This is a genomic window from Gemmobacter sp. 24YEA27 (assembly GCF_030052995.1).
Taxonomy (GTDB): Bacteria; Pseudomonadota; Alphaproteobacteria; order Rhodobacterales; family Rhodobacteraceae; genus Pseudogemmobacter.
In genome coordinates this window covers 3,239,868-3,255,657 of sequence record NZ_JASJPW010000001.1, presented here as the reverse complement: position 1 = coordinate 3,255,657, position 15,790 = coordinate 3,239,868, and the positions used below count along the sequence as shown (strand labels likewise).

14 protein-coding genes are annotated in these 15,790 nt (G+C 63.3%); 3 read left to right on the top strand and 11 right to left on the bottom strand.

Going from position 1 to position 15,790, the window contains the following annotated elements; translation table 11 throughout:
- Positions 1 to 21 precede the first annotated feature (21 nt).
- Positions 22 to 1,167 (top strand): MFS transporter, encoded by a 1,146-nt coding sequence (locus QNO18_RS16170; RefSeq protein WP_283178510.1) that lies wholly within the window; start codon positions 22 to 24, stop codon positions 1,165 to 1,167.
- A gap of 32 nt (positions 1,168 to 1,199) precedes the next feature.
- On the opposite strand, the gene QNO18_RS16165 is transcribed toward QNO18_RS16170, so the two are convergent.
- From QNO18_RS16165 to QNO18_RS16150, 4 genes are all read right to left on the bottom strand, one after another.
- On the bottom strand, positions 1,200 to 2,384 hold the full coding sequence (locus tag QNO18_RS16165; RefSeq protein WP_283178509.1) for a pyridoxal phosphate-dependent aminotransferase: 1,185 nt from the start codon (positions 2,382 to 2,384) through the stop codon (positions 1,200 to 1,202).
- Positions 2,362 to 3,102: a TetR family transcriptional regulator C-terminal domain-containing protein gene (locus QNO18_RS16160; RefSeq protein ID WP_283178508.1), complete on the bottom strand. Its 741-nt coding sequence runs from the start codon at positions 3,100 to 3,102 to the stop codon at positions 2,362 to 2,364. Before QNO18_RS16160 ends, QNO18_RS16165 begins: the two co-directional genes overlap by 23 nt.
- Positions 3,103 to 3,276: 174 nt before the next feature.
- A complete protein-coding gene (locus QNO18_RS16155; protein WP_283178507.1) occupies positions 3,277 to 4,179 on the bottom strand; it encodes a cation diffusion facilitator family transporter in 903 nt (300 codons plus the stop codon).
- Between the two features lie 192 nt (positions 4,180 to 4,371).
- Positions 4,372 to 5,046, bottom strand: coding sequence for an SH3 domain-containing protein (locus QNO18_RS16150; RefSeq protein ID WP_283178506.1), 675 nt, complete (start codon positions 5,044 to 5,046; stop codon positions 4,372 to 4,374).
- 131 nt (positions 5,047 to 5,177) lie between these two features.
- On the opposite strand from QNO18_RS16150, the gene QNO18_RS16145 reads away from it, so the two are divergent.
- Together QNO18_RS16145 and QNO18_RS16140 are read left to right on the top strand one after the other, a co-directional pair.
- Positions 5,178 to 6,164 carry a D-glycerate dehydrogenase gene (locus tag QNO18_RS16145; RefSeq protein ID WP_283178505.1) on the top strand — a complete coding sequence of 329 codons (987 nt, stop codon included), beginning with the start codon at positions 5,178 to 5,180 and terminating at the stop codon, positions 6,162 to 6,164.
- A 78-nt stretch (positions 6,165 to 6,242) separates the two neighbouring features.
- The gene (locus tag QNO18_RS16140) at positions 6,243 to 7,034 is read left to right on the top strand and encodes a sulfotransferase (protein WP_283178504.1); all 792 of its coding nucleotides are present in this window, start codon (positions 6,243 to 6,245) and stop codon (positions 7,032 to 7,034) included.
- Here the strand turns inward: QNO18_RS16140 and QNO18_RS16135 are convergent.
- The 7 genes from QNO18_RS16135 to QNO18_RS16105 all read right to left on the bottom strand — a co-directional run bounded on the left by QNO18_RS16135 (position 7,022) and on the right by QNO18_RS16105 (position 15,747).
- On the bottom strand, positions 7,022 to 7,762 hold the full coding sequence (locus QNO18_RS16135; RefSeq protein ID WP_283178503.1) for an endonuclease/exonuclease/phosphatase family protein: 741 nt from the start codon (positions 7,760 to 7,762) through the stop codon (positions 7,022 to 7,024). The genes QNO18_RS16140 and QNO18_RS16135 overlap by 13 nt on opposite strands.
- Positions 7,759 to 9,114 carry a phospholipase D-like domain-containing protein gene (locus QNO18_RS16130; RefSeq protein ID WP_283178502.1) on the bottom strand — a complete coding sequence of 452 codons (1,356 nt, stop codon included), beginning with the start codon at positions 9,112 to 9,114 and terminating at the stop codon, positions 7,759 to 7,761. Before QNO18_RS16130 ends, QNO18_RS16135 begins: the two co-directional genes overlap by 4 nt.
- 77 nt (positions 9,115 to 9,191) lie before the next feature.
- Complete coding sequence (locus QNO18_RS16125) at positions 9,192 to 10,442, bottom strand: FAD-dependent oxidoreductase (protein ID WP_283178501.1); 1,251 nt, start codon at positions 10,440 to 10,442, stop codon at positions 9,192 to 9,194.
- A 70-nt stretch (positions 10,443 to 10,512) separates the two neighbouring features.
- Complete coding sequence (locus QNO18_RS16120; RefSeq protein WP_283178500.1) at positions 10,513 to 11,682, bottom strand: iron-containing alcohol dehydrogenase; 1,170 nt, start codon at positions 11,680 to 11,682, stop codon at positions 10,513 to 10,515.
- 1 nt (position 11,683) lies between these two features.
- A complete protein-coding gene (locus QNO18_RS16115) occupies positions 11,684 to 13,066 on the bottom strand; it encodes an aldehyde dehydrogenase family protein (RefSeq protein ID WP_283178499.1) in 1,383 nt (460 codons plus the stop codon).
- A 67-nt stretch (positions 13,067 to 13,133) separates the two neighbouring features.
- The gene (locus QNO18_RS16110) at positions 13,134 to 14,501 is read right to left on the bottom strand and encodes a glutamine synthetase family protein (protein WP_283178498.1); all 1,368 of its coding nucleotides are present in this window, start codon (positions 14,499 to 14,501) and stop codon (positions 13,134 to 13,136) included.
- A gap of 202 nt (positions 14,502 to 14,703) precedes the next feature.
- A complete protein-coding gene (locus QNO18_RS16105; RefSeq protein ID WP_198838994.1) occupies positions 14,704 to 15,747 on the bottom strand; it encodes a TRAP transporter substrate-binding protein in 1,044 nt (347 codons plus the stop codon).
- Positions 15,748 to 15,790: the final 43 nt, after the last annotated feature.

The window sequence follows — 15,790 nt, the reverse complement described above, 5'->3', positions numbered from 1 at the left end:
GGCGGGGATCGGAGGCGCCGCATGTCTTTTCTGAAAACCGTAGTGACCGCGCGGGCGGTGGTCTTTGCTTTTGCGGCGATGGGGATCCTCTGGGGCTCGTTTGCGGCGGTGATGCCGGATCTCAAGGCGCAGCTTGGCGTCGATGAGGCACGGCTGGGCGGGCTTTTGCTGTTCACCCCGCTGGCGGCGGTGACGGCCATGCTGCTTGCGCCGCTGATCGGGCACCGTCTTGGTAAAGTGGCGCTGCCGCTTTCGGCGGGGGCGATGGCACTGGCTTTCACCTTGCCGGGAACGGTGGTTGTGCCCTGGATGTTCCCGCTTGCGATGATGGTCTGCGGCTTTGGCACCGGGCTGACCGATGTTCTGATGAATGCCCGCACGGCGGAGCTGGAAACCACGCGCAAGGTTCACCTGATGAACCTTGCCCATGCCGCCTATTCCTTCGGCTATGGCGGCGGGGCGATCTGTACCGGGCAATTGCGCGGGCTTGGATGGACGCCGGATCTGGTTCTGGGGACGATGGCGCTGCTGGCGCTGGTCTTTGCGCTTCTGACCTTTGAGCGCGATGGCGCCATTCACGGGCTGAAACGGCCCGAGGCCGGCGGGCCGGGTCTGGGCCTTGTGCCGCTGATCGGTGGCGGCATGGTGCTGATCGCGTTCCTGACCGAGAATGCCGCCGAAGGCTGGTCGGCTTTGCATATTGAAAAAACGCTGGGCGGCAGCCCGGAGGAGGGCGCGCTTGGTCCGGCGGTGCTGGCGCTGACCATGGGGGTCGCGCGGCTGATGGGGCAGGGGCTCGTCGCGCGGCTGGACCCGTTCCGCCTGTTGATGGGCGGCGCGCTGATTGCCGCCTGCGGCGCGCTGATCGCGTCACAGGCGGGGACGCCTAATGCAGCCTATGCCGGGTTTATCATCCTGGGGGTGGGGTCTTCGGTGATCGCGCCGACCGCCTTTTCGCTGGTCGGGCGGCATTCGGCGGAAGGCACCCGGGCGCGGGCCGTGGCGCGGGCCACGCTTTACGGCTATTTCGGCTATTTCGTCGGGCCGCCGGCGCTTGGGATTATCGCGGGCACGTTCAGCCTGCGCGCGGCCTTTATCTTTGCCGCCGTGATGCTGATGTTCATCCTGGTGCTGGCGCCGCTGATGCGGAGGGCGGCGCGCAGCTGAGGATTTTCAGATGGCTGGTTCGGGCAGCCGCTTCAGGCAGCGGCCATCTGCGCCTGAGCATGGGCGAGGATCTGCGTGCAGGCCTCGGCGATGGCTTCATCGGGCTGGGTCAGCGAAAGCCGCAGCCAGCCCGCCAGCCCGTCGCCAAAGCTTTCGCCGGGCATGACCGCGACATGGCGCTCGCGCAGGAGCCCGAGCGCGAAGTCCTGGCCCGAGAGGCCGGTGGTGCGGATATCCACAAGGGCGAACATGCCGGCTTCGGGGCGGTGAACCTTCAGCCCCGCCTGACCCTCCAGTGCATTCGCCACCAGATCCGCCCGGCGCGAGAAGCGTTCGACCATGCCAGCCGCGATCGGCGAAGGCCGCGAAACCGCAAGTTCGGTCATGTCAGCCAGGAAGGGCTGGTTGCCGAAAAGCATGATTTCGGAAAGCGGCAGCAGCCTGGCGGTGAATTCGCGCGGCCCGATCACCCAGCCCGACCGGAAGCCGGGGGCAGCATGCGATTTCGAGATCGAGGCGGCGCAGATGACACGCTCTGCCAGTTCGGGCAGGTCAAGCGGCGAGGTGAAGGTGACGCCCGGGAAAATCAGATCCTCATAGACCTCATCCGAGACGATCCAGAGATCATGTTTCACCGCAAGTGCACCGATTTCCGCGATGTCCTTGCGGCTCAGCACGGCACCGGTCGGATTATGGGGCGTGTTGAGGAAAATCACCCGGGTCGCGGGCGTGATCTTTGCCGCCAGATCCGCCGCCCGCATCCGGAAGCCATGTTCGGGGCGCAGCGCCACCGGCACCGGTCTGGCCCCGGTCTGGCGGATCAGCCCTTCATAGGTCGCATACATCGGATCGCCGATCAGCACCTCATCGCCGCTTTCGACAAGGGTGCGAAGGATGCCATAGAGACAGGTCTGGGTTCCCGGAAGGCAGATCACCTGATCGGGATCGATCTCGCGGCCGCGCCGTTCCGAGTAACGTTTCGCCAGTGCCGTGCGCAGGCCGGGCTCGCCTCTGCCATCGGAATAGCCCAAGCGCCCGGGGCGCATCGCGGATTTCGCGGCCTCGATCAGTTCGGGGGGCGTGGGGGAATCCGGCTCGCCGATGGTAAGTTCGATGACCGGGATCCCTTCCTCCGCCATCTCGCGCGCGAGGCGATGCACCGCCCATTTCGCCGAACCAAGGCCGGACAGCCGTTCATATACCGCGGAATAACGCATCATTTCTCTCCTGGTCTGAGCTGCCTGCCGGCGGGGGGGTAATGACTGCGAGCGTGACGCCCAGAATGGCACCGACTGAGCGCAACCCGATCTGGATCACCTCGCTTTCAGCGAAGTGACCGGGCAAAACCGAACCTTCGAGCCAGAGCCCGTCAAGAACCGCATTGCAGGCAATGGCCTCCTGGCGCAGCTGCCCATCCGTGACAGGGCGGCCAAGATCGGTGATCAGCTGCTGCAGGCGGTCTCGAAATTGCAGATATGAACTCTCATGCTGCGCCAGAAGCCCCGGATCAGACTGAACCTGGTGCAGATAACCGGCCCAGAGCCCGACTGCCTTCGGATCCAGCACCGGCGGGCGTAAGGAGGCGGCAATAAAGGCTGCCAGCCGTTCGGCCGGCACAGCACCCGCGCCTGCAAGCGCCTCTTCGCCTTTGTTGGTCATGCCATCCATCAGCGCTACATAGGCTGCGCGCAACAGATCTTCTTTCGATCCGAAGTAATGACGGATCAACCCCGGCGTGACCCCCGCCCGCGCCGCAATCGCCCTGACCGTTGCCGCCGGGCGCCCGCCCTCGGCCACCAGAGCCTGCACCGCTGCCACAAGCGCTTCGCGGCGGTTTTCTTCGGTGTCACGAATATAGGGCCGGCGTTCAGAGCCGGACTGGCGCATGTCACCAGGCGGGGCGGTTCTCTTATCCGCTCTGTCGGAACTGGTCATCGGCGCCTTTCTGTGACGGCAGCAGGGAACGGGATCCGCCGGGAATTACACGATCGGATAATTGCCTATTTTACACAGCCAGCATTGCGCGGCAAGATCGTTGCGTGACCGGTTTCGGGATTGCTGTGATCGCAGTCCGGCCCGCCAGAGGCGGAGAAAGCTCAGCGCGAAGGCTCAGGTGCCGGGCGGGCCATCCGCAGCCGCGACATCCTTGTGGATGATCACATCTGAACCGGGCCAGCGCCGCAGGATCTCACGGCGCAGTGCGGCACCGATGTCATGGGCCTCGCGCAGGCTCTGATCGCCGTCGAGCTCGATATGGAGGTTGACGAAGATCCGGCTGCCGCTGGTGCGGGTCTTGAGGTCGTGAAAACCGCGCACACCGGGCCAGCTCCCGGCCAGTTCGGCGATGCCCCGGATGATCTCGGGATCGGCGCGGCGGTCCATCAGCGCATCCCAGGCCGATTTGCCGATGCGCACCCCGCCGATCAGCATGACCCCTGCGGCCAGCAGCGCGACCCAGGAATCGAGCCCGGTGATGCCAAGGTGCTGCGAGGCCTGCAAGGCGATCACCGCGCCGACCGCGGGCATCAGATCGCCAAGATAGTGCAGCCGGTCAGCCGCCACGACGCGGTTGCCGGTCAGCTTTGCGACCCGCCCCTGCCACCAGACCAGCACCAGCGTGAGCAGGATCGAGACGACCATCACCAGAGTGCCGGTGCCCTCGGCGCCGAGGCCCGCCACGCCGCCATTGAGCAGCCGGTCCAGGGCAGACCAGGCGATGTAGCCGGCCGATCCGGTGATCAAAAGCGCCTGGGCCAGCGCGGTCAGGTCTTCGGCTGAGCTGTGCCCGAAGGCGTGATCCTCATCCGCCGGGCGCGCCGCGTAAAGGATCGCGCTGGCGGCCGCGAGCGACATCACCAGATCCACCGCGCTGTCGGCCAGCGAGGCGGCAACCGAAAGCGCGCCAGTCGCCACCACCGCCCAGAGCTTCAGCCCGACGAGGACCGACGCGACCACCACCGATGCGATGCCGGCGGAAAGGCTCAGCCCGGTTCGGGTGTCTTTCTCTCGCATGTCAGGCTCCTGTGGAGGGCGTCGCAGAGGGGCGTTGAAGTGGGGGCGTTGAAGGGAGGCACTGACCCCGTCATCCTGGCGGATGCCTCCTCCGGGGTATTTTTATCAAGTGGAATGTGACATCCACCTGACGAAAATACGCCTGCCGGAGGCGCAGGCCGGCCAGAGGGTGGTGGCGCTGTCCGAGCGTGATTATTCGATGGTTTCGTCCGGGTCGACGCCCCAGATCGCAGTCTTCTGCACCCAGCCGCGCTCGCCGCCAGACGAGATGCGGCACCACTCGGCGTCGCATTGCAGGACACGCGCGACCACGCCCATTTCGGCCTGGGCGCTGACCCGTGCATCCGTGCGCGGCGCGTCGCGGAATTCGGCCATATCGGTGGTGATCAGCACCGAGCGTACCCCTGAAAGCAGCGCATAATGCACCCAGCCGCCGGCGCCGTCCTGGTCTTCAACGCGACGCCAGTTCTCATATTCAGCGGTCACCCGCAGCGGCATCCCGGGCCGGGTGAACACCCAGTCGATGCGATGCGTGAGCCCGGGGCCGCGCCGCGCATTGCCCTGATCGCCCTTGAGCGACACATACCGCGGCAAGGGCAGATTGGTGACACAGCCGATACCGGGCTTGCATTCCTTGACCGTACGCGCGGTAGGGGCGGTGCCAGCGGTTCCCGAAGCCGCTGCGGACGAGGTGGCGGCCACTGCGGTTTCGATCGCGGTTTCGGTGGCTTCATCGGCATTCGCGCTTTTCGGCGCGCCGGTCAGGACGAGGGAGGCAGACAACAGGACCGCCGCCAGCATCGGGTGTCTGGTCTGGCGGCTCATCTGCTCCGGCTTCTGGCCGTTCTTAAAAGATGCGATGCTCATATCCGTTGCCTGCTCTTGCGGGCTGTCACCCCGCATTTTTTATGACCTCAGAGACGGGGGCTTGTGGTCCGCCACTCTTGACCCCACTGTGCACCCAAGACGCGCCTGATGGAAGAGTTGAGGGAGACGCCATGCCATCGCCACGCCTGACTGTTGTCGTGACGCGACGCTTGCCAGAGCCGGTCGAGACCCGGATGAAGGAGTTGTTCGACGTCCGGCTGCGGGATCCGGATGTGAAAATGACCCGCGATGAATTGCTGGCTGCGATGCAGAGCTGCGACGTTCTGGTGCCGACGATCACCGACCAGATTGATGCAGGGCTGATCGGCCAGGCGGGGGACCGGCTGAAACTGATCGCGAATTATGGCGCAGGGGTCGATCATATCGACGTGGCCACGGCGCGCTCGCGCGGCATTCTTGTCTCGAATACCCCCGGCGTGGTGACCGAGGACACTGCCGATATGGTTATGGCGCTGATCATGGCGGTGACGCGGCGCATCCCGGAAGGCATCGCCTCTATGGCCAGTGGCAAATGGGAGGGCTGGACGCCGATGGCCTTTCTCGGCTCGCGACTTGCGGGCAAGCGCCTGGGGATTTTGGGCATGGGGCGGATCGGCCAGGCCGTGGCGCGGCGTGCCCGCGCCTTTGGCTGCCAGGTCCATTACCACAACCGCCGCCGCGTGCGCCCCGAGATCGAGACCGAGCTGGAGGCGACCTGGTGGGAAAGCCTCGACCAGATGCTCGCCCGGATGGATATTGTCTCGATCAATTGCCCGCATACGCCCTCGACCTTTCATCTGCTGAACGCGCGCCGCCTCAAGCTGATGAAGCCCACGGCGGTGGTGGTGAATGCCTCGCGCGGCGAAGTGATCGACGAGAATGCGCTGACCCGTGCGCTGCGCGCCGGCGAGATCGCGGGCGCGGGCCTTGACGTCTATGAGCGCGGCAATGAGATCAACCCGCGCCTGCGCGAAGAGCCGAATGTGGTCCTGTTGCCGCATATGGGATCGGCGACCATCGAGGGGCGGATCGAGATGGGTGAGAAAGTTCTGATCAATATCAAGACCTTCGCTGATGGTCACCGCCCGCCGGATCAGGTTGTCCCGGGGATGATGTAAGACAGAGGCTTTCAGGGCTGATCACGGGCTTTGCCATATCGTTGACACAGCCGGGCGAAAGAGGGGCCAAGTTTACCGATGGCAGAGACCGGATTTCTGAGCGGTGAAGATCCTCCGCTTTTCAGCGCAAAGCTCTATATTGCTGCAATGGGGCGCTCGGGGAGCACAGCGCTGTCCAATATGCTGACAACGCCGCCGAAGCGTTGGCTGCTGAGTGAGCCCTGGTTCATCCATGGGGTAATGTCGAAGACCATCCGGGCGAGATGGAAAGAATTCGCTTGGGAGGACCGTGACACCGACTGGTTTTTACCGCCCGCACAGCGCAACCATGAAGGGTTTGTGAGACGCTATACCGATTTTCTGGCGCCGCATCTGGCAGGTCTCGACGCCTGGGGCGTGAAAGAGGTGCGCGGCGATTTTCATGAGCCAACCATTGTAACCATCCGACCCGAGAAGATCATCGTCCTCGTGCGCGATATACGAGATGTCATCCGCAGCCTGCTTGAAAAACAGAGCCGGCAGAATACCGAAGCCACCCATGGGCGCGCCTGGATCGAAGCCTATTTGCAGACGGCAACGCTCTCGCTGGTATCGCTTGCCGGAATGCATGGTGACCGGCTCAGAGTGTGTCGGTTCGAAGAGCTGATGCTGGATCCGGCCGCGCAACGCAGTCTCGGTGACTGGCTGGACTGGCCGCTTGATGGTGACCCTTTCGCGGGCTTCGAGAGCTTTGGACGCGGCTATGAAGTCAAGCGCAGGCTGGAGGGCGAGGCCCGCGTCCTGCCGCCCGATGCTGCCGACATCATCAATGATATCGCTGCGGGAGAGGCGCTTGTCGCCTATCAGAAGTGCTTCGGTTACAGCAGCTGAGAGATATCTGCGCCACCGTCGGCCATATGCGACAGGCGCAAATCTGCGACCAGGGGCAGGTGATCTGACGCGCGGCTGGCCTCGGGGCTGCGATGGACAGAGGCCTCGGCCATGGTGAACCCCTCCGAGATCGCGATACGGTCCAGCGCAAAGACCGGGTGGCGGGAATGATAGGTCGGGCCACCGGAGAGGATCCGGAACCGTTTCGACAGCCGCCCGAGACCCACTTCCAGCGAGCGTTCGTTGAAATCGCCGGCGATCAGCATGGCGGTGTCTTCTTCTTCAGGCAGCATATCCAGCAGCGCCGAGAGTTGCCGGCGCCGCGAATGGCGCAAGAGGCCCAGATGCACACCGGTGACCCGCAGGCGCCGGCCGTCGCGTTCGAGCAAAGCCGAGACAAGGCCGCGCGGCTCCAGCCCGGGCAGATCGTGATGGCTGTACGAGATCACCCTGAACCCGGGAGAGACCAGCAGCGCATTCCCGTGCCAGCCGAGGCTGTCGCGGCCATGATCAAAACGGACCGGATGCAGGCCGGTGCGGCGAAACACTTCGGCCTCGTCAAAGATCGGGCGCCGCTGGCCGAGGCGCAGATCGGCCTCCTGCAGCGCGACCACATCAGCGCCGAGCGCGGCGATCACCCGCAAGACCCGGGCCGGATCGCGCCGCCGGTCGGTGCCAAGGGCTTTGCGGATATTGTAGCTGGCGATGCGCAGGGAAGTGTCGGTCACAATATAGGCGCTCCGAGACGGAAGACGCCTTCGGTCAGGCGCCGGAAGAAACCGGGGGTAGGCAGGCTGTCATCGCAATCGGGCAGCAAACGGTCGAACCAGCGGCTGATGGCCGCGACAGTGGCCGGATTCCAGGCCATCACCGCCAGTTCGAAATTCAGCAGCATCGAGCGGACGTCGAAATTCGCCGATCCGATCCAGCAGCCATCGTCGATCAGCCCGCATTTCGCATGCATCATCCCGGGGCGGAAAAAGTGAAAGCCGACGCCCGTTGGTTGCAACGCGCGGATATAGGGGCCGCGCGCCAGATCGGTGGTCCATTGGTTCGACTTCAGCGGCAGAAACACCCGGACATCGACCCCGCTGCGCGCCGCCGTCGCGAGCGCCTGGGCCAGCGCATCGGTCGGCACGAAATAGGGCGTCGCGATCCAGACCCGGTGTCGGGCGCGGTAGATCGCGGCGACCAGCCCGTCGTGAAGCACATCCTGCGGCTCGTCCGGCCCGGCGGGGACCAGCTGCAACAGCGCCTCACCGCGAGGTGCGACGGCGGGCGGCACCGGATCAGACAGGGGATCGCCCGCCACTTCCCAATCCGAGGCGAAGACCGCGTTGAAACTGTCGACCACCGGCCCCTCGGCGGTAAAGCTCAGATCCACCCATTTGCCGGGCGGCGAGGCGAGGTATTCATCGCCGACATTGCGCCCTCCCGACCAGGCTCGGGCACAATCGGCGATCACCATCTTGCGGTGATTGCGCAGGTTCAGATGGGCGGTGTCGGTCAGATGGTCGAGCGGCGAGAAATAGCGCAGCTCGCCCCCGGCGGCGACGAATTCGCGCAGCGCGCGGCGCGGGCGGGAATGGCTGCCGAGCCAGTCGACCGAGAGCCGCACCCTGACCCCTTCATGCAGCTTGCGCTTGAGAAGGTCGAGAAACCGGTAGCCGCTTTCATCGCGGGCCAGAACATAGATCAGGATATCCAGCCGCGCATTCGCGCCCAGGATCACCTCGTCCAGCGCGGCGCTCGCGGCCTCTGGCGTCTCGTGCAGGCGGATGAGATTGCCGCCCATCGCAGGCGGCGCGCCAAGACTGGTGAAGATATGCGCAAGCGGTGGCGGCTCGGTCTCGGGCAGGGCGGGATGTGGCGAAAAGCGGATCGCAGGAAAGCTGCGGCCCGATTTGCGAAAGCCCAGAACCAGAAACACCGGCACCGCGACATAGGGCAGCATGATGATGAACAGGATCCAGGCGGCCGAACTTTGCGGCGTGCGGCGGGGCTGCAACGCCAGCACCATGGCGCTCGCAACCGCGAGAACGCCAGACACGATCAGGAAATGTTCGAACAGATAATACATGGCCGCTTTGTCTGAACCGGGCTCATGCTAGCCGCTGGCTGCGGCAAGGGAAAGCCACCGCTTCGGCGGGGCCGTCCCTAGAATCGCGACGGCAATGCGGGGGTGAGTTCCGCGCCCGGGCTGCGACCCTGGATCAGGTCGGTGATCAGATCGGCGGTCTTTGGCGCCAGGGTCAGGCCGATATGGCCATGCCCGAAGGCCAGGAGCACATCGGCGCCGCCTTTCGACGGGCCGATCACCGGCACTGAATCGGGGATCGAAGGGCGAAACCCCATCCAGCTGCGCGAGGGGGCGGGCAGGTCGGGGAACAGCACCCGCGCGCCCTCGACCAGTTTCGCGATGCGATGCGGCGAGGGGGGCAGCCTGAGGCCGCCAAGCTCGACCGTGCCCGCCACCCGCAGCCGCCCCTGCATCGGGCACAGGTAAAAGCCGCGCTCGGTCACACAGGCAGGGCGGGTGAGCGGCAGCTCGGCCATATCCCATTCGACATGGTAGCCCCGTTCGGTTTCCAGCGGGATCCGGTCGCCGGCCTGGGCCGCGAGGGCGCGGGAATGGGCGCCGGCGGCGATGACGACCCGGCGCGAGAGGATCTGCAACGGGCTGCCGTCATCGGACCGGCCATTGAGCACGACACCGGTGATGTCGCGCCGGAGCTGGTCAATGCGGCCCCGGATCAGCTGCGCGCGCGGCATCACAAGGGCGGCAAGGCGCTGCATCATCCGCCCGGGATCCGAGAGGAAAATCGCCTGTGGGAAATAGGCGGCCCCGGCATGGAAGGGCAGGCCCGGTTCCAGCCCGGCGAGCTGCCCGCCGGTCAGCATCTCGACCTGAACGCCCAGCCTGCGGCGCTCCTCCATCTCGATCCTGGCGGGCCCGATCTGGCTTTCCTGGCGGAAGATGTAGAGGCAGCCGCGCGGCTGGATCAGATCGGTGGCGCCCGCCTCCGCCGCCAGCGCTTTCCACAGCGGATTGGCGCCGGCAAGCAGCCCCGCAATCGCCGCCGAATTGCGCTGTGCCGGGCCGGGCAGGCACTGGCGCGCGAATTTCACCAGCCATGGCGTCAGGGAAAGCAGGGCCGAATGGCGGATCGCCAGCGGTGAATTGCGGTCAAAAAGCAGCGAGGGCAGGGATCTCAGCACATCCGGCGTGCCAACCGGCGCCACCGCGTAATCGGCCACCGTCCCGGCATTGCCATAAGAGGCGCCCATGCCCGGCTCGCCCGGCTCGATCAGGGTGACCTCGCGCCCTTCGGCGCTCAGCCGCGCGGCGATGGTGAGGCCGATCACACCGGCGCCGATAATTGTGATGTCGGAGGAGAGACGACCCATGCCTGCTTGCACTTTTCGAACAAATGCCGGCCCCGCAAAGGCGGGACCGGCGGTTTCAGTTCACATTATCTTACATGCAGGCCTGATAAAGCGCGCGGGTATTCTCGCGCGTCATGGCAATCGGATTGCCACCGCAGGACGGATCTTCCAGCGCCATATCGGTAAGCTCGTCAAGGCGTGCAGCCTCGACCCCCAACGCGGTCAGATTGGCCGGGATCGCCAGTTGCTCGCGCAGTTCCATGATCCAGGCGCGGAACCCGTCAAAGCCCTTAAGCCCCAGATAGGCGCTTGCGGCATTGATCCGGTCTTCGATCACCGGGCGGTTGAAATCCAGAACCATCGGCATCACGACGGCATTGGTGGTGCCGTGATGGGTGCCGTAGACCGCGCCAACCGGGTGCGACAGCGAATGGATCGCGCCAAGCCCCTTCTGGAAGGCTACCGCCCCCATCGCCGCCGCTGACATCATATGACCGCGCGCCAGCAGATTGCCCGGATCGTTGTAAACGGTGACCAGGTTCTCTTTGACCAGCCGCAGACCTTCCAGCGCAATCCCCTGGCTCATCGGATGGTAGAAGGGCGAGGAATAGGCCTCGAGGCAATGCGCCAGCGCGTCCATGCCGGTGCCAGCCGTGATGAATTTCGGCATGCCAACGGTCAGAGCCGGGTCACAGATGGTGACAGCCGGCAAGAGCTTCGGATGGAAGATGATCTTTTTCTTATGGGTCGCGAGATTGGTCAGAACGCCGGCGCGCCCGACCTCAGACCCGGTGCCGGCGGTGGTCGGAACCGCCACCATCGGCGCGATTTTGTCGCTGTCGGCGCGGGTGAACCAGTCGTCGATATCTTCCAGATCCCAGACCGAAAGATCCGCGCGCTGATGCGCCATCAGCGCAATCATCTTGCCCAGATCCAGCGCCGAACCGCCCCCGAACAGGATCACGCCGTCATGGCCACCGGCCTTATAGACGGCGATGCCTTCAGCCATGTTCTTGTCATTCGGGTTCGGGTCGACCTCGGAAAACACTGCGCGGCCAAGACCGGCGGCCTCGAGCACATCCAGCGCCTGCGCGGTGATCGGCAGGGTGGCGAGCGCTTTGTCGGTGACCAGCAGCGGCTTTTTCATGCCGGTGGATTTGGCATGTTCGGCCAGTTCGGCAATCCGGCCCACGCCGAATTTGATCGCGGTCGGGTAAGACCAGTTGCGGTCGGGAACGCCCTGTTTGTCAACGGTGGACATATTACACCTTCTTGAGATGGTAGGATTTCGGGCGGGTCACCGAATGGTAACCCAGATAGGAGAGCGAGCCGCCGCGGCCGGTATCCTTGGTGCCGGTCCAGCACAGAGCCGGGTCGAGATAGTCGGCGCGGTTCATGAAAACGGTGCCGGTCTCGACCTGTTGGCCCAGTTCTGCAGCGGTGTCGTAATCTTCGGTCCAGATCGACGCGGTGAGGCCGTAAGGGCTGTCGTTCATGAGCTTCAGCGCTTCCTCATCCGAGGAGACTTTCATAATTCCGACAACCGGGCCAAAGCTCTCTTCAGTCATTACCGACATGGAGTGATCGACATTGACGAGGATCTGCGGCGCGAGATAGGCGCCGCCATCATCGGCAGGGAATTGCGCCGGATCGACCAGCGGCTTTGCGCCTTTTGCAATGGCGTCCGCGATCTGGTCGCGCACGACTTTCGCGAACCGGACATTTGCCATCGGGCCAAGTGTGGTGGTCTGGTCGTTCGGATTGCCGAGCTTCAGGCCATTCACCCAGGCAACGGCTTTCTCGACAAAGGAATCATAGAGCGATTCATGGACATAGATCCGCTCGATCCCGCAGCAGCACTGTCCTGAATTGAACATTGCGCCGTCCATCAGCGTATCGACCGCCGCATCGACATTGGCATCGGCGCGGACATAGCCCGGGTCTTTGCCGCCAAGCTCCAGCCCAAGCGGCGTGAAGGTTCCGGCCGCCGCGCGTTCAATCGCCTTGCCGCCATTCACCGAGCCGGTGAAATTGACAAAATCGAACCTGCGATCCGCGATCAGCTTTTCGGTCACGGCGTGGTCGAACACCACATTCTGGAACACATCTGCCGGAATCCCGGCGGCGTGGAACGCCTCGGCAAGACGTTCACCTGCCACAAGGGTCTGGCTCGCATGTTTCAGAACAATGGTATTGCCAGCGATCAGGCCGGGGATGATCGTATTGATTGCGGTCAGGAACGGGTAGTTCCAGGGCGCGATGACAAAGATCACCCCAAGGGCTTCGCGTGCGAGATAGCGGCGGAATTTGTCACTGTCTTCAACGACTTTGGGCGCCAGCGTTTCTTCTGCGATGGACGCCATATAGTCGGCGCGCGCCGTGACGCCGCCAAATTCTCCAGCGCCGAACTTGACCGGGCGGCCCATCTGGGCGGCGAGTTCCGGCACGATTGCGTCTTTCAGCCCGGTCAGTTTCGCGACGCCGGCTTTCACCAGCGCGATGCGTTCAGCCAAAGGCCGCGCGGCCCAGCCAGGTTGTGCCGCGCGGGCGCGGGCAACCGCAGCCTCGGCGCTGGCGTGGTCGAGCGGCTGGCGCTCGACATAAGTCGAGCCGTCAACCGGCGAGATCAGTTTGATCGGGGTCATGTTTCACCTGTGGAAGAGGATAGGGGGCTGCGCCCCCTATGTCGGAAATGTGCAGGTTTGCAGCGGTTCAGGCGCGTTCAAGCAGCCGTTTCAGTTCGAAATCTGTAACCATGCGATCGGTCTCAGAGATTTCCCATTGCGCTGCATGATGGTAGTGATCGACCACGTCATCGCCAAAGGCCTTGCGCAGCATCGCCGAGGATTTCAGCTTTGCCGCCGCATCGCGGAGGTTTTTCGGAATCTCGCGCACGCCGGCGGCAGAGTAGAGATCCCCGGTCATTTCGGGCTCAAGCTCGAGCTTGCGCTCGATGCCGTCAAGGCCCGCTGCGAGCAGCGCGGCGCAGGCGACATAGGGGTTCACATCAGAACCCGGGATACGGCATTCGACGCGGACGGCCTTGGTGCCCTCGCCGCAAACGCGGAAGCCCGCAGTGCGATTGTCGCCGGACCATACGATTTTGGTCGGGGCGAAGAGACCGACACAGAAACGTTTATAGCTGTTCACATAGGGGGCGAAAAACACCGTCATTTCTTCGGCCGCTTCCAATTGGCCGGCAATGAAATGGCGCATGACCTGTGACATGCTGTGATCGGCGTCTTTGTCGAAAAAGGCCGGTTTGCCATCGAGGGTCCAGAGCGACTGGTGGACATGGGCTGCGGAGCCGGCCTTATCCGTCTGATATTTCGCCATGAAGGTCACGGATTTACCCATGGTCCAGGCAATTTCTTTTACGGCCTGTTTGATGATGGTGTGATTGTCCGCAGTATCCATTGCATCGGAATAGCGGTAATTCACTTCACCCTGACCGCTGTCGGCCTCGCCCTTGGTATTTTCAACCGGGATACCGGCCGCATAAAGATCATTGCGCAACTTGCGCATAACCGGCTCTTCTTTCGAGGTCTGGAAGATATGGTAATCTTCATTATAGGCCGAAATCGGGCGCAGATTGCCGAAGCCATCGTCGCGCAGATTTTCGTAGCTGTTCTCGAAAAGATAGAATTCCAGCTCGGTCGCCATCATGGGTTCAAACCCCATGGCGCGTGCGCGCTTTACCTGTTTCTTCAGGATCGCACGCGGCGAGATGGTGATCTCTTCATGGGTGTGGTGATCCAGAAGATCACACATCACCATCGCAGTGCCGGGAAGCCAGGGCAGGCGGCGCAAGGTCGCGAGATCGGGCTTCATGACGTAATCGCCATAGCCCTGCGACCAGCCGGCGGATTTATAACCCGGCACGGTGTTCATTTCCATGTCGAGTGCCAGCAGATAATTGCAGCAATGCGTCTCATTATAGCCGCTGTCGAGGAAGAAGCCGGCATGGAAGCGTTTTCCCATCAACCGGCCCTGCATATCCGGGGCGACGACCAGGACGGTGTCAATCTCTCCGGCTTCAAAGGCGGCTTTCAGGGTTTCGAGCGTAAGATTCGCGGGCATATTGGCCTCAGTATTTTGTCAGAAGGATCAGGAATTGGATGCGGGAGCGGATAAAAACCCACCACCACCGAATTCCGGCTTTCTGGGCCAGCAATCCTCAGCAATCCGCATCACAATCACGTCCTTTTCTCTCCCCGCAGGTCATTCACCTGCCCGAATGTAACGGGGCAGGGTGGACCTTACCACCACCGCCCCGACCGGATCAGCCGTAACGATAAGGACGGCCGGCTTTAGACATCACATCGTTGTATTTCTTGAATATTTCGACGACCTTCGCTTTGGTCTCGGATTCAGCAGCAACCTCATCCCAGAAATCGCGGGCTTTCGCCTCGACCGTATTCCATTCCTCATCCGGGATCGAGGTGAGCTGCAGTTTCGGGCCATTGACGCGCAGATCGGCCTCGCCACCCCAATACCACCACTGACGGTAGTAATGCGATTGCTCGAAGCAAACTTCCATCAGCGCTTTCAGATGATCAGGGACTTCGTTCCAGCGGTCGGCATTGGCGAAGAAATGGCCAATCCAGGCACCCGAGATATTGTTGGTCAGGAAGTATTTGGTCACATCGGCCCAGCCAACCGTGTAATCCTCGGTGATACCCGACCAGGCAATGCCGTCGAGCTCGCCGGTTTGCAGCGCGACCTGGATATCTTCCCAGGGCAGCTGCATCGGCACGACGCCGAATTGCGCGAGGAAGCGGCCGGCGGTCGGGAAGGTGAAGACGCGCTTGCCCTCAAGATCCTTCAGCGAATTGATCGGATCTTTGGTCGCGAAATGGCAGGGATCCCAGGAGCCGGCCGAAATATGCTTCACGCCGACCTTGGCATATTCCTCTTCCCAGATCTGCTTCAGCCCGTATTGGTTGAACAGAACCGGCACATCGAGCGAATAGCGCGAGGCAAAGGGGAAATAGCCACCGAACACGGTCACTTCGGTCGGCGATTGCATGGAATCGTCATCCGACTGCACGGCGTCGATGGTGCCCGATTGCATGGCACGGAACAGTTCCGAGGTCGGAACCAGCTGATCGGCGTAATAGAGTTCGATCTCCATCTGCCCGGCAGCAATCTGGTTGAACTTGTCAATCGCGGGCTTGCAGACATGCTCGCCAAGCGCCGCACCGGCATAGGTCTGCATACGCCATTTGATCGGCGCGGCCTGCGCGCGAACGGCGGGGGCGGCGAGGGCGGCTGCACCGGCGGCAAGCGCCCCGCTGGTCAGGAATTTCCGTCTGTTCGTCGTCATCTTTACCTCCGTTGGTGGGTTCTTAATTGAATGCCGGTTTGCC

What these genes read in the sequence shown, in the direction of transcription:
- QNO18_RS16170 (WP_283178510.1), top strand. Translation starts at nt 22, where the DNA reads ATGTCTTTTCTGAAAACCGTAGTGACCGCGCGGGCGGTGGTCTTTGCT.
- QNO18_RS16165 (WP_283178509.1), bottom strand. Translation starts at nt 2,384, where the DNA reads ATGCGTTATTCCGCGGTATATGAACGGCTGTCCGGCCTTGGTTCGGCG.
- QNO18_RS16160 (WP_283178508.1), bottom strand. Translation starts at nt 3,102, where the DNA reads ATGACCAGTTCCGACAGAGCGGATAAGAGAACCGCCCCGCCTGGTGAC.
- QNO18_RS16155 (WP_283178507.1), bottom strand. Translation starts at nt 4,179, where the DNA reads ATGCGAGAGAAAGACACCCGAACCGGGCTGAGCCTTTCCGCCGGCATC.
- QNO18_RS16150 (WP_283178506.1), bottom strand. Translation starts at nt 5,046, where the DNA reads ATGAGCATCGCATCTTTTAAGAACGGCCAGAAGCCGGAGCAGATGAGC.
- QNO18_RS16145 (WP_283178505.1), top strand. Translation starts at nt 5,178, where the DNA reads ATGCCATCGCCACGCCTGACTGTTGTCGTGACGCGACGCTTGCCAGAG.
- QNO18_RS16140 (WP_283178504.1), top strand. Translation starts at nt 6,243, where the DNA reads ATGGCAGAGACCGGATTTCTGAGCGGTGAAGATCCTCCGCTTTTCAGC.
- QNO18_RS16130 (WP_283178502.1), bottom strand. Translation starts at nt 9,114, where the DNA reads ATGTATTATCTGTTCGAACATTTCCTGATCGTGTCTGGCGTTCTCGCG.
- QNO18_RS16125 (WP_283178501.1), bottom strand. Translation starts at nt 10,442, where the DNA reads ATGGGTCGTCTCTCCTCCGACATCACAATTATCGGCGCCGGTGTGATC.
- QNO18_RS16120 (WP_283178500.1), bottom strand. Translation starts at nt 11,682, where the DNA reads ATGTCCACCGTTGACAAACAGGGCGTTCCCGACCGCAACTGGTCTTAC.
- QNO18_RS16115 (WP_283178499.1), bottom strand. Translation starts at nt 13,066, where the DNA reads ATGACCCCGATCAAACTGATCTCGCCGGTTGACGGCTCGACTTATGTC.
- QNO18_RS16110 (WP_283178498.1), bottom strand. Translation starts at nt 14,501, where the DNA reads ATGCCCGCGAATCTTACGCTCGAAACCCTGAAAGCCGCCTTTGAAGCC.
- QNO18_RS16105 (WP_198838994.1), bottom strand. Translation starts at nt 15,747, where the DNA reads ATGACGACGAACAGACGGAAATTCCTGACCAGCGGGGCGCTTGCCGCC.